This is a genomic window from Rhizobium sp. P40RR-XXII (genome assembly GCF_012641405.1).
GTDB lineage: Bacteria > Pseudomonadota > Alphaproteobacteria > Rhizobiales > Rhizobiaceae > Rhizobium.
In genome coordinates this window covers 1-16,751 of the sequence record NZ_JABAII010000037.1, presented here as the reverse complement: position 1 = coordinate 16,751, position 16,751 = coordinate 1, and the positions used below count along the sequence as shown (strand labels likewise).

Annotated in this window: 5 protein-coding genes and 1 pseudogene; 5 read left to right on the top strand and 1 reads right to left on the bottom strand. The window is 59.8% G+C overall.

Annotation, left to right across the window (positions count from 1 at the left end; translation table 11 throughout):
- Window positions 1–746: 746 nt before the first annotated feature.
- Window positions 747–1,193, bottom strand: a complete 447-nt coding sequence (locus tag HGP16_RS33415; RefSeq protein ID WP_246705656.1) for a helix-turn-helix domain-containing protein — start codon at window positions 1,191–1,193, stop codon at window positions 747–749.
- Between the two features lie 305 nt (window positions 1,194–1,498).
- Between HGP16_RS33415 and HGP16_RS33410 the strand changes: the two genes are divergently transcribed.
- The 5 genes and pseudogenes from HGP16_RS33410 (at window position 1,499) to HGP16_RS33395 (ending at window position 16,270) form a co-directional block, all read left to right on the top strand.
- Window positions 1,499–1,831 (top strand): hypothetical protein, encoded by a 333-nt coding sequence (locus tag HGP16_RS33410; RefSeq protein WP_168844220.1) that lies wholly within the window; start codon window positions 1,499–1,501, stop codon window positions 1,829–1,831.
- 166 nt (window positions 1,832–1,997) lie between these two features.
- Window positions 1,998–2,705: a DUF746 domain-containing protein gene (locus tag HGP16_RS33405; RefSeq protein ID WP_168844219.1), complete on the top strand. Its 708-nt coding sequence runs from the start codon at window positions 1,998–2,000 to the stop codon at window positions 2,703–2,705.
- A gap of 273 nt (window positions 2,706–2,978) precedes the next feature.
- Window positions 2,979–3,941 (top strand): annotated as a pseudogene (locus HGP16_RS34895) (filamentous hemagglutinin N-terminal domain-containing protein); the annotation flags it as partial.
- Window positions 3,942–5,714: 1,773 nt separating this feature from the next.
- Window positions 5,715–15,848, top strand: coding sequence for a hemagglutinin repeat-containing protein (locus HGP16_RS34630; RefSeq protein ID WP_409526884.1), 10,134 nt, complete (start codon window positions 5,715–5,717; stop codon window positions 15,846–15,848).
- Between the two features lie 14 nt (window positions 15,849–15,862).
- Window positions 15,863–16,270, top strand: coding sequence for a DUF596 domain-containing protein (locus HGP16_RS33395; RefSeq protein WP_168844217.1), 408 nt, complete (start codon window positions 15,863–15,865; stop codon window positions 16,268–16,270).
- The last annotated feature ends 481 nt before the right edge of the window (window positions 16,271–16,751 follow it).

Below are 16,751 nucleotides of genomic sequence, written 5' to 3'. Positions count from 1 at the left end.
ACATCCGTTGCAGACGCCTTGCAAAATGAGGCTCTTTAGCACGGGCAGCGTACGCAGAATATGTTTGAGGCGCTTATCGTGGGCCTGGGCGAAATGCAAAATGCTGAAGACTGAAGATACGAGGCGTTATCCATCAAGAAGGCGAATATACAGCACCTGATTTTCGCTTGGTTCTCAAAGATGGCACCCAATGGCTTGTTGAAGTCAAAAACGTCTATGCCGAGGCTCCGGATCGTCAACGCCTCGTGCTCAGGAAGGTCGATGTCGACCAGCTGACAGCTTACGCCGAGGCCACGGGTTGCCCGTTGAAAATAGCCGTCTATTGGGCGCTGTGGCGTTTCCGGGCTTTGGTTGACGCCGCGGATCTGGCACCCATTAGCGATAATGAGGTAGCCATAGACATGCTTCCATCTCTGCGTTTGAGCCAGCTGGGAAGGGTAGGGGACCGCTTAGTTGGCACGCAGCCGCCGCTCACCCTGCGAATGATTGCCGATAAGAATAAGAAGCGTTCGATAACACCCGACTGTGAGCTCGTTTACACAATTGAGGACGTTAAGCTCCGGTGCGACGGCAACGAAATCAGGAACCATGTGGAACGGGATTTGGCGTGGAAATTTATGCGCTATGGCGATTGGCTCGTCAGTGAACCGCTAGGGAAACTCGATTCAGAGCCTCGAAAGCATTGCGGAGACAGCGCGCCGGTGAAGGAATCCGGCGCGAGGCACGAACCGACAATCGTCGCTCTGTTATTCGAACGCCTCGTTCGCCAGTGCTTTTATCAAGCTGAGGATCTTTTGTCTCACCTTTGGGTCCCGCACCTTGGAAAAGTCTCTGTTGAGATTGACGCCCTCTTCGGAATTCAGGAACTGCAGGAATTCGCTGCCACTTGGGATCGCCTGTGATGGTGTTGTTGCTGACGGCGCGTTCAGCTCGTCCTCGAAGAAATAGGAAGCCGGAACACCAAGGATGTCGGCGATTGCCTGCAGTCGGCTGGGGCTGACCCGATTGGTGCCCTTCTCATACTTCTGAATCTGTTGAAAGGTAATGCCGAGACCATCTGCAAGCCTCGTCTGGCTGATCTTCTTGAGCGTTCGTTGCAGGCGAATGCGGCTGCCAACAAGAATATCAGTCGGATGTAGTGTTTTCGGCTGCGGCTTACGGAGCATCAAAACCTCAAAGGAATATACAGCCATGAATGAGGCTGCTGGGTGGAAACGGAAACGAATATATTTATGTTAGGCGCAAAGTAGCAGAGCGGCATACTTTGCTCGTTCGTAAGCTTCGATCAACTCCCCATTTGCGTCCTGCCATTGTTCAAAACAGCTTTGTTCGCCGTTCAGCAATGGCACAGCATCCGGTTTTGTATACGTTGTGATCGCCATCGCTAAGCGAGCCCTGCGATATTTTCACTGCACAGCGTCACATCAAATCGGGGTTTGTTGTGGCGTTCGAGCAAAACTCGTGACTACCACTCACGGAGCAGATCTGCGAAAGAAACATGATGAATGACAATGACGACCGCTCGCATGAAGCTCCACCACCGGAAGACAAGATGGGTTTTGCAGTTCCGAAAACCCCGAGCCACTCGCTCATGCTCTTGAACAGGTACATGCGGACCGACATGCTCCAGCACGTCCATTTGCGGCTTCACAAGATGAGGGATGAGGACGAGTCTGGCTCGCCGTTGCATCATTTGGCGAAAAGCCTCGAACAGGTTATCGACACCTGGGATGGCATCAATCTGTTCGAGTGTTTTACTCGCAACCACTTCCACATCGATCCGGATTACGATTTCAGCCAGAGCATGATTATCTCCATGACATCAAGCTGATGAAGCATCACCTCAAATGCCATAGGAAAATGCTCAAGGAGCTCGGCCGCTGGTGCTGACCGCTCTTATGTTTTCTGTTGCGTTGCTACTCGAACCCCGTGAATACGATTGCTCAGGCTAATCCCGATCTGCTTGGGATATCCTCCCCGCCGATATGGACGGCGTAATGACTGATCGATACGGTGCCGAAATGACGAAAGCCGCCCTTCCGAAACGCACCTTCGATCCCATGTTGCCGCGGACGGGGCACTATCGGCCCATTCCCGAGACGGAAGACAAGGCGTTCAGTGCCTGGCTGCAAGGCCAGTTCGACGAGATCCTGTCTTTGTCAGAAGCGCCACCGCGTTGCCCACATTGCGAAAGCGGACAGACGGTGCTCGCATCGCGCGCAGCCCATCCGAAACCGGTTCTGCCGGTATTTCGGTGCATTGCCTGCGATGTGCATTTCCGCCGTACCACCGGGACACCGCTGTCGGGCCTGAAGTTTCGAAAGCTTAGCCTGTTCATCTGCCTGCTGTCGCAACAGCGGCCAGTCACCGACGCAGCCGAGGCTATCGGCGTGAAGGCCGTCACGGTAAAGCGCTGGATCGAACGAACGCGTGAGTGGATCTTGCAGCTCGATCCAACCGGCCATTGGGACGCAAAGGTGCGGCTTGGCATGGAAATCCGACCTGATATCCCATGCCCGAACTGTGGCGAAACAGATCACATGCACTATCGCGGATTTGCTTCCGACAATGGCGACCGCCTGTTCCGTTGTAATGCCTGCGGCCAGTTTGCCCGCCTGTCAAACGTGCTGCGTGAGCAAGAGCCAGGTTTCGTGCTCGAGCATCGCGTCATAGCCCGCCCACCGTCGTCGCGCCGCAAGAGCTGAAGCACCTTCAAAGAAATATCCGCTATGCGTGTTTCTGTCCGCGTTAGGCAAAGTCATTGGTGCAAAATTCACACTGGCTTTACCAAACTCACGCGAACTCTACAAAATTTGCTCTCCATATCCGTGTAGTGAATTGACGTCCGCCACGAAGTCCATCAAGACAAACCATCAACAGGGTGCCGCATGACGCGGTCCGGGCGAGGCAAGATATAGGCGACATTGTCCTGCGAGATCCGCGGACGTGGCCTAGCCTCAAAAGGGCGAGAGCGTATCGTGGGCAAGCATTCAGGGCAGGATTCCGGCAAATCGTTCAATGAGCGGATTATCTTTCGGTCGACGGCAAGCAACGCCATTCACCGGCTCCTGCGCCTCGGACAGCAATCGCTGGCCGTCACCCTCAGCGCGCTTCTGTTTTTGCAGCCGGCGATTGCCAATGCCCAATCCGTTTCCGCAAGCACGACGGCGCCTGCCGCCAACCAGCCGAGTGTCGGGGCTGCTCCGAACGGCGTGCCGCTGATCGACATCGTCACCCCGAACGCTGCCGGCCTGTCACACAACAAATACGACAGCCTGTCGGTTGGCACCCAGGGCGCGATCCTCAACAATTTCAAGGGCGAGCAGGGCACCTCGAACCTTGGCGGCGTGACGCCAGGCAATCCCAACCTCAATGCCTCGAACCCGGCCTCGGTCATTTTGAACGAGGTGACCAGTTCCAATCGTTCGGCGCTGAATGGTCCAATAGAAGTGTTCGGTGGTCGCGCCGATGTCATAGTGGCTAACCCTAACGGAATCTCGTGCAGTGGCTGTGGCTTCATCAATACGCCGCATGCGACGCTGACGACCGGTGTTCCGACGATCGGCAGCGACGGCAGCCTGACCGGCTTCACCGTCAATGGTGGCGATGTCACCTTCGAAGGGGCAGGGGGCAACTTCGCATCCGCTCCTGGTTCCGTCGACGTCTTCGACGTCGTTGCGCGCAACATCCACGTCAATGCGCCGATCTATGGCAAAACCGTCCGTCTGACGGGCGGCGCCAGTCAGTACAACTATGCGACCGGCGAGGCCACGGCGCTGACCGCCACCTCCGGCACGCCGGAATATGCCATCGACGGCACCGCGCTTGGCGCCATGCAGGCCGACCGCATCAAGATCGTCGTCACGGAAAAAGGTGCCGGCGTGAACATGAGCGGCGACATGGCCGCCAATGCCGGCGAGCTGTCGCTGTCGGCCGATGGCAAGATCTCGATCGGCAATGCCTCGGGCAGCCAGGGCATCAGCATCACCTCGAAGAATAAGGTGACGGCGGCCAAGGTGAGTTCGAAGGCAAAACTCGCCATTCAGGCCGATCAGGGGATTACCCTGCAGTCGGTCGCGGCCGACGACGATATTACTCTGTCAAGCGGCAGCGGCCTGTTGAGTGTTTCGGGTGACAGCAACAGCGCCGCCAATCTGGTGATGAGCTCGGCCGGCGGTATTGCCGCCGCCAATGTCACGGCCGGTGGCACGGCGACGCTTTTGGCCTCGGCCGGCAATATCGGTTTGACGGGAGCTGCCAACAGCACGGGCGCACTGTCGATCACCGCGACCTCCGGTTCGATCTCGGCCGCTTCACTGCTGAGTTATAACAATATCGGCCTCAATGCCGGCCTCGATATAGCCGTTGCCGGCACGGTCTTTGCTCAGGGTACAATTGCCGCCACCGGCCGGTCGATCTCGACCGGCGCCACCGTCTCCGGCCTCGACATCGCCGCCACCCAGGCGGATGCGGCGGGCAAAACCGTCTTGGCAAGTGCCGCTGACCTGCAGCTGACGGCGACCGGTGGTGCGGTCAATGCCGCAAGCCTGCTGTCCTCCGGCAACATCACGGTCGATGCCACCTCGCTGACGGCCCAGACTATCACGGCGCATGGTACCGTCGGCATCAATGCCGCCACCAAGATTTCCGGACAGCTTCTCGCCTCGGGCGATGTCGCCATCAACGGCCAAGGCATTCAGGCGACGACAATTGCTTCGGGCGTCGATTTTGCCGCCACCGATGCAGCGGCCGGCACGATCGCTCTCGCGTCCTCCGGCACGCTCGATCTGACCGCCGGTGCCGGCACGATCGACGTCGATACCCTGCTGTCGGCCGGTGATCTGACGGCCCAGGCGGCCCTGCTGCAATCGAACAATCTCACCAGCCATGGCAATGTCGGCATCAATGGCGGCGTCGATGTCACCAGCCAACTGCTTGCTGCCGGCACTGTTACCATCAATGGCAACACCAATGGCGTCAGCGCCGATCTTCTCGCCTCCGGCGTCGACTTTGCCGCGACCCAGGCGGCCGGCGGCAATATCGTGCTGGCGAATAGCGGCGATCTGACCATCAACGACAGCGCCGGCGCCATAAAGGCGGGCACCATCCTGACAGCCGGCGCGATCGATGCGGCCGGCCAGACGATCACTGCCGACAATATCACCGGCCATAAGGACATCACCCTTGCCGGCACCATCAGCACGACGGCCGGCAGCGGTCGTATTGACATCAGCGGCCAGGTCCTCGGCGCCGGCAATGTCAGCGTCTCCGGTTCCAGCATCGCGGCCGATGCCATCGTCTCCGGCGTCGATATCGCCGCCACCAATGCGGCCGGCGGTACGATTGTCCTTGGTACCACGGCAGCCGGAACCGGCAATCTGACATTGACCGCGTCCGGCGCGCTCAGCGCCGGAACGCTGTTGTCGTCAGGCGATCTTACTGCCAGCGCCGCGACCATTGCGGCCGACGATATCTCCGCCCATGGCGACATGATGCTCGGTGGCGCGATCAGTATTACCGACCAGATCCTTGGCGCTGGCAACGTATCGATCACTGGCCAGAGCTTGTCGGCGCAGACCCTCGTCGCCGGTATCGACTTCGACGCCACCAATGCCGCCGGCGGCACTGTCGTGCTTGGCCACGCGGGCGACCTCTCGGTCTCGGTCAGCGGTGCGGCCGCGGCGTCGACCATCGAGGCCGCTGGTGCGATCGACATGACTGCGGCTTCCATTGCCGCCGACGCGATCACCGGTCACAAGGACATTACGCTGTCCGGTGCCACCAATGTCACTGGCCAAGTTCTTGGTGGCAGCGACATCGGCATATCCGGCTCCAACATCACCGCCGGCGCGCTCGTTTCCGGCGTCGACTTCACGGCGACCACTGCTTCTGGTGGCGGCATTGTGCTCGCCAGCGGCGGCGACCTGACGCTGGCCTCGACAGGCGTGCTTGATGCAGGCACGTTGCTATCGGCAGGCGATCTCAGTGCGAGCGGTAGCACTGTCACCGCCGATTACGTCACGGCCCATGGTGATGTCACGCTCGGCGGCGCCATCGACGTCAGCGGTCAGATCCTCGGTGCCGGCAACGTCTCGATCACCGGCCAGAGCCTGTCCGCTCAGACCCTTATCGCCGGCATCGACTTCGACGCCACCAATGCTGCCAGTGGCGATATCGTGCTTGGCCAGAGCGGCGACCTCTCGGTCTCGGTCAGCGGTGCGGCGGCGGCATCAACCATCCAGGCCGCCGGTGCGATCGACGTCAGTGGCGAAACCGTTACTGCCGTAGCCGTTACCGGCCACAAGGACATCTCCCTTTCTGGTGCGAGCGATATTAGCGGCCAGATCCTTGGTGGTGGCGACGTCAACATCTCCGGCTCTAGTATCAAGGCAGGCACCATCGTTTCCGGCGTCGACTTCGCCGCGACGGCGGCTGGTGGGGGCAACATCACGCTCGCCAGCAGTGGCGATCTGATGCTGGCCTCGACCGGCAATATCAATGCCGGCACTCTGTTGTCGGCCAGTGATCTCAGTGCCAGCGGGGGCGCCGTCACCGCCGATGCGATCACAGACCATGGTGACGTCACGCTCGGCGGCGCCATCGACGTCAGCGGCCAAATTCTGGGCTCGGGTAATGTGTCGATCCGCGGCCAAAGCCTATCCGCGCAGACCATCGTTTCCGGCATCGATTTCGATGCTACCAATGCCGCCGGCGGCAACATCGTGCTTGGAGGCGCTGGCGCGACGGACCTCACCCTCTCCGGCAATGCCGTGGCCGGCACCATCCTGTCGGCCGGCGACTTTACGGCGACAGCAGCCGAACTTCAGGCCGACAGCATCACCGGCCATGGCAAGGTCGGGATCAACGGCAATGTCGATGTCAGCAGCCAGATTCTCGCCGCAGGCGATCTGACACTGAGCGGCGGCGGCATCAGCGCACCCACCCTGATCTCCGGCATCGACTTTGCCGCAACCACGGCGGCCGGCGGCAATATCGTGCTGGCGTCATCCGGTGCCATGAACCTCACCGCGACAGGCGATATCGTCTCGCAAACCATGTTGTCGGCCGGCGACTTTGCTGCACACGCTAGCGATCTTACCGCCGACAGCATCACCAGCCACGGCAAAGTCGATGTCATCGGCAATGTCGACGTCACGAACCAGGTGCTTGCTGCCGGCAGCCTCGCGATCACCGGCGGTCACATCAGCGCGCCGACCCTGATCTCCGGCATCGACTTTGCCGCCACCACTGCCGCCGGCGGCAGCATCGTGCTCGGATCGTCCGGTGCCATGAACCTTGCCGCCTCGACCGGTCTTGCAACCTCGACCATGCTGTCGGCTGGCGATATCGACGCCAGTGCTGCCACGATCTCAGCCGGTGCCGTCACCGCCCATGGCGATGTCACCCTTGCCGGCAGCAACAGCGTTGCTGTCACCGGCCAGCTTCTGAGCGCCGACGATGTCTTACTCTCCGGTCAGACTGTCCAGGTCGGCCAGGCCGTCACCGGCGTCGACTTTGCCGCCACCGCGCAATCGTCAAACGGCGCCATCGCTCTCGGATCCAGCGGCGATCTCGATATCGTCGCGGCAAGCGCCACCGCCGGCACGTTGATCGTCGCCGGCAATCTCGATGTGGCGGCAAGCGCCTTTACCGGCGGCAACATCACCAGCCACGGCACGGTAGCGATCGGTTCGTCCACCAGTCCCGGTGCGGTTGCCATCACCGGCCAGCTTCTCGGCGCAAGTAACGTGTCGATCACCGGTTCCGGCATCAGCGGCAATGTCATCGTCGCCGGTGTCGATTTTGCCGCCACCAGTCAGTCCGCCTCCGGTAACATCGTTCTCGGCACTGCGGGTGATCTGACGCTGCAGGCAACCTCCGGCGACATTGCCGTCAACAGCCTGATGGCCGCCGGCAGCATCACCGCCAATGCGGCGAACAATGTCAGCACCAACGCCGTTGCCCATGGCGACCTGACAATGACCGCCGGCAATGCCGTCACTCTCACCGGCCAGTCGCTGGCTGCGCGCAACGCCACTCTGTCCGCCCGGTCGATCACAGCAGATTCGCTGGTGTCCGGCGTCGATTTTGCCGCCACCAATGCGGCTTCCGGCGGCAGCCTGATGCTGCAGCATACCGGCGCGATGACGCTTGCCGCCTCCAGCGGCAGCATCAGCGCCAACGTGCTGCTCTCCGGCGGCAGCCTTGCCGCAACCGCAACGCAGAACATCGGCTATGCCAGCCTGCAGAGCCTCGGCAATGCCACGCTGACCGCACCCGGCGCGATCAGCTATACCAGCACCACCCGCGTCGGCGGCAATCTCACCCTCAACACCGGCGCTCTCGATCTCTCCGGCAGCCGAGGCAGCGCGATTGCCGGCGCCGGCACCTTGATCGTCAACGCCTCCTCCGCCAATCTTTCCGGCAGCAATCTCGTCTTCGGCGGCCTGACGCTCAATCTTTCCGGCAATGCCGACCTCTCCAATGCCGACGTCAACGCCGTCACCAATGGCGGCGGCTCCGGCGACATCACCATTTCCGCCGCAGGCCTGACCACGACGGCTGGCACCTCGCTGCTTGCCGCGCACGACCTGACGCTCAATCTGCCATCATTTGGCAATGCCGGTCAGCTCGCCGCCGCTGACGATCTCACCTTCAACATATCGGGCGATTTCTACAACAGCCCCTCCGGCCTCGTCTTTGCCGGCAACAACGCCAACTTCTTCGTCGGCGGCGTGCTCACCAATGATCAAGGGGCCATCGTCGCCAACAATGGGCTGACCATCCAGGGGGCTACTGCCGGTCAGCGCAATGCGGCGGTCGCCAATGTGTCCGGTCTTATCCAGGCCGGCGGCGATATGTCGATCCTGACAGGGAATCTCACCAACAGGCGGTCGGCGACGCCGACCTGGGTGACGGGCCAGTTGGTCTCCTCCGGTGCTGTCGTCGGCACTTTCGTCCTTAATCCGGCTGTTGCCGGCCAGCCCTTCGCCTATCTGGAATCGACCGACCAGAATATGTTCCAGCTCTATGCGGGGGTCGATCCGGGACTGTTTTCCGACTACCAGCCGCTGTTGTATTCGGTGGCAACACTCGCCGACGGCACCTCCTATCACGCCTGGACCTGGGTCAGCGGCAGCGGCCCGACGGAAGTGCGGCCGATCTTCGACTGGATCAAGGCGCGTGTTCCCACGGATGCCAACGGCAATCCGATCCTCGATCCGAACAACCCCTCCAGGTATTTCATTGTCGATGAAGTCGTCCGCAACGGCTCGGACACCAGCACGACCTACACCTGGGACGGCGGCGCCAATATCAGCCAATCGGTTTATGAGGATCGGTTTACGGCGCCGTTGAGCGCCGAGGCGGTGATCCGCGCCGGCGGCGATCTGACGATTGATGCCACCAATCTCACCAATTCCTATAGCTCGATCGAGGCCGACGGCAACGCGACGCTGACGGGATCCGCACTCACCAACGAGGGCGTTGCGCTTTATCGCACAACCACGCTGACCTGCAGCGCCGAAAGTGCGTGCACGGCCTACAATGCCAATGGTAGCGCCGATCCGTCGCGCAACATCGCCAACGGCACCTCGATCGTCTCGAGCTCCCAGGTCATCGGCGGCGCTTCAGGCAACATCAAGGCTGCCGGTGCCCTCAGTCTCTCATTCGGCGCAATCAGCAACAGCTCGGCGGCGGGTTCCGTGTCGGGAGGAGCAGGCTCCGCCACCTTGAGCAATCCCGGCAATCCGCTTGGCGCCTTAAACAGCATGACGGCCGGTGGTGCGCTGTTCAACGTCAACGCTGCACTCACCAGCGTCGCCGCCAATGGCGGTGCCAGCCTCAGCAGCGGCCCGTCCTTGACGGGTGGCAGCGCAACGATCGGCAACGGCCCAACGGTCAATGGCAACAGCCTGACGGCCGCCGGCGGTGCCTCGATCAATGGCAGCAGCCTGACGACCGGCGGCGCTGCGATCAGTCCGAACAGCCTGATGGGCAAACTGACCGCCGCTATCGGCAACAGCGGCAACCTTGCCCAGATGCTGCAGGTGAACGGCGCTCAGCTTGCCTCGGTCGCCAAGCCGCAATCCGGTGGCGTCGGCGGCACCGTGCCGGGCCAGGTCTTCCTGTTCGAGACACGGGCGGCTTTCCTCGATGTGTCGAAGTTCTACGGCTCGAGTTATTTCATCGACCGCGTCGGCTATACGCCGGAGACCCAGGTTCCCTTCCTCGGCGATGCCTATTTCGACAACCAGCTCGTCGACGAGCAGATGCGGCAACTGATCGGCGATGGCCTCGGCGCCGGCTCCTTCATCCCCGGCAACAACGCCACCGACCAGATGAAGACGCTGCTCGACAATGGTGTCGCCTATGCCGAAGCCAACGGCCTTGGCCTCGGTCAGGCGCTCACGCCACAGCAGGCGGCGTCACTGACCCAGTCGATCGTCATCTACCAGGCCGAGGTCGTCGACGGCGCGCAGGTACTGGTGCCGGTCGTCTACCTCTCGGCCGCCGACCGCGCCAAGGTCAACAACAGCGCCGCGATCATCGCCGGCAATACCGTCAGCATCGATGCCGGCTCCGTCAATAATTCCGGCGCGATTGCCGCCGCCGACGGCATGACCATCAATGCCACCGACATCAAGGCCAATGGCGGTGTCTTCCTGGCCGGCGGCAACATGAACCTCAATGCCAGCAACGGCATTACGCTTGCCGCCCAGACGATGAACATCGGCGGCCAGAATGTCGTCAATACCAATGCCGGCATAACAGCCGGCGGCAACCTGCAGATCGCCGCTGGTGGCACGCTGAACTCGCAGGGCGCCAAGATCGCCGCTGGCGGCGCGGCGCAGCTCTCCGGCCAGACCGTGACGTTTGCCGCAACCAAGGTCGACAATGGCGGCCAGCAAAATGCGACCGGCACCCGTATCACCACCGGGGGCAATCTCGGCATCACTGCCAACAACAACATCGATATCAGCGCTTCCACGGCCAAGGCCGGCGGCAATCTTGCCGTCACGGCGAAGCAAGGGTCGGTCAATATTATCTCAACCGATGTCGCCCGTCTGACCAATGACGGCTACACCAAGACCGCCGGTACCGACCAGCAGGCCTCGCAGCTCACCGCAAGCGGCAACCTGGCGGTCGACGGCAATGCGGGCCTTTTGATCTCGGGTGCACAACTGAAGGCCGGCGGCGATCTTGGCCTGACCTCGAAGGGCGACATCAACGTCTCGACGTCGCAGAACCAATCCTCATCGACCTTCGGTGGCAACTCGTCCTCATCGACCACGCATACCGGCTCGGAAATCACCGCGGGCGGTGACATCGTCGCCAAAGCCGGCGGTGACCTCAATGTCATCGGCTCGAAGATTTCTGCTGATGGCTCTGTCGGTCTGCAGGCCAGTGGCGGTTTGACCATCGCCGAGGCGACGGATTCCTCCACACTAGACGTTCACTCCTCTACGAAGAAGTCCGGCTTCCTTGGTAGCTCGATCAAAGAGAAGGCCAACGGCCATCTGGAGGATACCACTGCAGTTGGGTCGGCGATCTCCGGCAATGGTGGAGCAACCATCATCTCCGGTGGTGACACCACCGTCTCGGCCTCGACCGTAACGGCCGGCGACGGTGATCACGTTGCCAATCTCAGCATCCAGTCCGGCGGCAATCTGGTTGTCACTGCTGGCAAGGACACCGAGACCGAGAACGACAGCGCCAAGCGAAAGGGCTTCCTGCGCAACGGCAGCTCGAGCTATGACGCCTACAACGAGACGACGGCCGGTTCCGCGCTTTCGGCCTCGGGCGATGTCAATCTCGACGCCGGCAAGGCTGCCGTCATTGCCGGCTCGAAGGTCGATGCCGATGGCTCAATCAACGTCTCCGGCGACAGCGTGGCCGTCATCGGCGCACAGGAGAACCATCAGTCTGACAGCCAACGCAAGGATTCCGGCCTCTTCGTCGGCTCTGGCGGCGGCTTCATCTCGCTCTATGGCAAGAACGAGAAAGACGGAAAGCAGTCCTCAACGGACAATGTCGCCTCCGAACTCAGCGCCGGCGAGGACGTGAACCTGACGGCCCGCAAGACCAACCTGAACATCATGGGTTCGTCGGTCAGCGCCGATCAGGACATCAATCTGTCGGCTGCGCAAGACGTCAATGTCACGCCGGGCGCAGAAAGCTCGTCGGAATCGCAGACGCAGAAGAAGTCCGGCTTCGGCCTGTCGCTCTCGGCCGGCAATGGCGGCTTCTCCATTGGCATCGGTGCACAGTCGACGAAGGACAGTAGCGCCCAGCAGTCCGATACCAACGCTATATCAACACTCTCGGCTGGCCATGATCTCAACATCTCGGCCGGTCATGACATTAATCTGCAGGCGACCAGTGCTTCGGCAGAACGTGATGTCAATCTCTTTGCCAACAACGATATCAATCTGCTGTCGGCCAATGACGTCACCAACTATCAGGAGGCCCACGAGAAGACCTTTGCCGGCGTGACCCTGACGGTCTCCAGCCAGGTGGGGAAGGCAGCTCAGAGCATCTATAACTCTGCCGAGCGTCTCAGCGACAGCGGCGGTGTCAATGCCGTCACCAACACCGCCATAGCTGCTCTAGGTTTCTATCAGGGCTACAAAGACCTGCAGAGCGTCTCCGACGATCTCGCAAAGGGCAAGGGCCTCTCGTTCAACATCGATATCAACGCAGGCGTCAGCCATCAACAGAGCCAATCCTCTTCAACGACATCGACACCGGTGGTCACCGATATCCGCGCCGGTCGCTCCATCACGATGGAGGCTGATAACGGCTCGATCACCAGTGACGGTGCGCAGATCCTCGCTGGCTATGACGAGTTCAGCTTACCCACCATCTCCGGCGACCCGCTGACAGGCGATATCTTCCTGTCGGCACAAAACGGCGACATCAATCTCAATGCGGCCGCGGGCACGTCGAATTCATCGAGCTCCAACAGTTCCTGGAGTGTCGGCGTCGGCGTCGATCTCGGTTGCTCCACTGCGACGAGCAAATGCAGTACCAATGTCGGCGTCAACGGCTCCTATGGTGAGGGCGGTTCCGACACCGCGTCCGTCAGTCATACCAACACTCATGTCAATGGTACCGGCGACGTCACGATCGTCACCAACGATCTCGCCCTTCGGGGCGCAACCGTTGCCGGCAACTCGGTTACGGCTGACGTCAGGAACCTGACGATCGAGAGCCTTGTGGATACTGCGAAAGCGAAGGCCGATCAGACGAGTGCCTCAGCCTCGATCGGCACAGCAGGCGTCAGCCTCTCGGGCACGTTACAAAACGCCAAGGGTGACGCGGTCCTTGTGTCCGAACAATCCGGCATCCATGCCGGCACTGGCGGCCTCGACCTTAATATCGAAAACCATACGTCGCTCATCGGCGGCCTGATCACTAGCGACGCACCGGCTGCGCTCAACAGCTTCTCCACCGGCACGCTGACCGTCACCGATATCGATACTCATTCCAAATGGAGCGCCAGCACCTATGGTGGGTCGATCGGCACAAGCGGGCTGACGATCGCCCCACCGGTCAAGGACGGCGACAGTGCCACCGGCAAGGCCTATTCGGCGATCGGCCCCAACATCGGCATCACCATCACCGATCCGGCCCGCCAGGTCCAGGATATCTCGACGATCCGTCGAGACACGACCAATACAAACACCTCGCTGCCCGGCCTGCCCGATCTGCAGAACATTTTGCGCCAACAGTACAAGACCCAGGCCGATCTGCAGGCGGCGCAGAAGACGATGGCGACGCTCGTGGGTGAGATTGCCAGCGAACTTCGAGACAATGCCGCGACGCCGGCAGAAGCGGCTCTCTGGGATGAAGGCGGTGCTGGCCGCGCGCTGTTGCACGCCATCGGCGCCGGTTTGCTTGGTGGCGTTAATGGCTGGGAGGGAGCGCTGAAAGGTGCGCTCGGAGGTGCGGTAACTACTCTGCTCGCACCCGCCATCGAACGTCTCGTAGATGGCATGCTGAAGGACAGCAACTTGTCGGCGGCTGATCGTGACCAGCTTGCTGCACTCCTGGGTGAGAGCCTGAGCGCCATCGTAGGCGGAGCTGTCGGCGGCGGTGAAGGAGCAGCCTATGGCGCTGCGAATTATCAATACAACTACCTGAACGACAAACAGCGGAAGAATGGCATCGCCGCCTATCGCGCGGCTCTGGAATGCAAAACAAGCGACAATTGCACAGTCGAAAACGCCCGCTTGGCATTCTATCTGGCGATGTCCCAGGCGAATACTGCGACTTTGATCAGCGTCTGCACGAGCGATCCGTCCTCGTCGGCTTGCCAATCAATGATCAGCGATCTGCAGTCGTTCGTAAACGCGTATAACAATATGCGCATTCCGACTGCTGTCGACATCGTAAATGGCACCGCTGATGATTCCACCGCGGCAACACAAGCGCTTGCCGGCATGGATGAGTTCATCCCGTATGATGTCGTACTTGCACAGCATCTGGCGGAGGTGGCAAATGGCAAGTCCGCGGATGTGGCCATCCAGGAGGCTCTGCTCGACATCAGCCAGCGTAACGGTGGTATCAAAACCTTCCTCGATGCGATGGGCCTCGTCGGCGTCGGTGCTTGCACCGCATCATTTGGAGTTGCCTGCGCCATTGGTGCCGCCAATGCTGCGGTTTCCATAAATCATCTCGCGGCAGATGTACCGCGGGCTTTGACCGGGCAAAAGGCCAAAACAGCTGCCGTGATTGCTTTGACGGGGATGGACGTCGACGAGCAGGATGCCGAGAGATGGCAATCTTACGTCGAGACGGGTGTTCTTGTCGTCTCCGTCGCCTATGTCGGTGGGGAGTTGATCTATCAGCTACGCGTCAACACAGGCGCCCTAGCTGCCGGCGACGAGGAACTTGCAGCCTTCAACAACAAAAGCTTCGATCCAAAAACAAACCAGACAGTAGATAATGTTTTTGGTGCCTCTTGTTCATTTGCCGGCATGACATTGGTCAAAACGATCGATGGCTTTACGCCCATCAGTCAGATCCGACCGGGTAAGACGCTTGTCTGGTCGCGCGATGAACAAGGGCATGAGGGCTATAAACTGGCTCTCGCGAAATTCCATGAGACGCACGCAGAAACGGTCTATCTGGCGATCAAATCTGATTTAAGCGGACGTCAACAGACAATCATAACGACAACAAACCATCCATTCTTCGCAGTTCTTCCGGAAGGCAGAGCCGTACCAGTTGCGCTACCGGAAGGTCACTTCTATCAAGGGCCAATCAAGAACGGCGCATGGGTTGCGGTCCGTGACTTGTATCCAGGTGAAAAGTTGCTTGGCGCCGACGGAAGCTGGAGTTCGGTCGTCAGTGTTCGATCAGAAGCAAAATCGCTCGACGCCTATAATCTGACGATTGCAGACTTCCATACGTATTTCGTCAGTCAAGCCGCCAATGACGGGCCTACTGAGGGCGTTTGGGTTCACAATAATTGCTTTGATGACCTAGCTAAATTGTACAACAAGAACGATCCTCTCAGCTCGTTGGACGTTGATGGCGTCCAGATCAACGTCGGCTCCGGTGGGAATACAAGCGGAACCACTCTTGTCCTTGACAGTCAAGCACTGACGGATGCCCAGATAATGGCCTATGCGGAGAAGCTTGCGGGCGGGGCATTGACCGCTCACGCAAGCACTTCTGGAATTTATACGGCTACCTCTGCCGATGGGACTCGGATTACACTGCGATCAATCTCGACATCAGCAGGAACCACCGGTGCTCGCTGGACAATCGATATTGCTGGCAACACGACAATTCAGGGTGTAAACCCCAAGCTGCCGCGTGTTGAACTCAAGTTCCGCTAGGAGACAGATAAATAATGGAGAAGCGGTGGCAAGAAATCGTTGAACTTTCAGAGCTTTGGGCATTTAACGGCCTATGGGCCTTTGTTCGAGACGAATACAAAAATTTCGGTGAAGCCCGCGACGTTTTTTTGGGTATAGTCGAAGCTCTGCTAGATCAAAAGAAAATAAAGCTTTCTAAAAGGGGCTCGCTGCTGAAAGGTTCTATCGCCGAGCAGCTTTCGCTTCTGGAGCGATCCTTGCCGAAAGATCGCCGCACCATGGTGCTGGGGATAGAAGCAACTCATTCATGTTCGGCACAGACGGATTTTGACGAATTGACGGAGAGCGCGAAAATGGACGAGGAAAGTCTGTGGTTCTTTCGCGATGAATGCCCTGCGGCGATAGTGTGGATAAGAGACGACGGCTCCGAAGAGTGGACTTGATTCAGTTCTCGGCAAACCTGTGAAGGAACTCTCGTGGGAATGCCTGATTTAGGCGAATGGCTGTGCTCGTCCAAGTGGCAACGACGGTGACGATCGCCGGTGACCGCCTCTAGGCGGGCTCGAACTTGCTAACTTGGCATTCCGTTGAATCAAGAGTTTTTCGATGGAAGCCGACAGCTGGGCCCTTTGGGCTGAGCTCAATGACTGCTGCCCATACAAGAAGATTGGTTTTCAGCCGCGTCAATATTCTCCAAAATCTTGTCAGTCACGACAACGTCAGCTTTCGTCGATGCCATGAAAGAGCCGTATGTACTGGCGCGGCCAAGAGCATGATAGCCCGAGCTCGTAGGTGGAAGGCTTCGCCGCACCCCTTAATTTGAGAATCTGACGGCTGCGATGCTCACAATTAAATAGCAAGTATGAACCTCACCGGTGCGTTCTTACAATTAACTGCCAAGCAACAACATCACTACCGATTGGA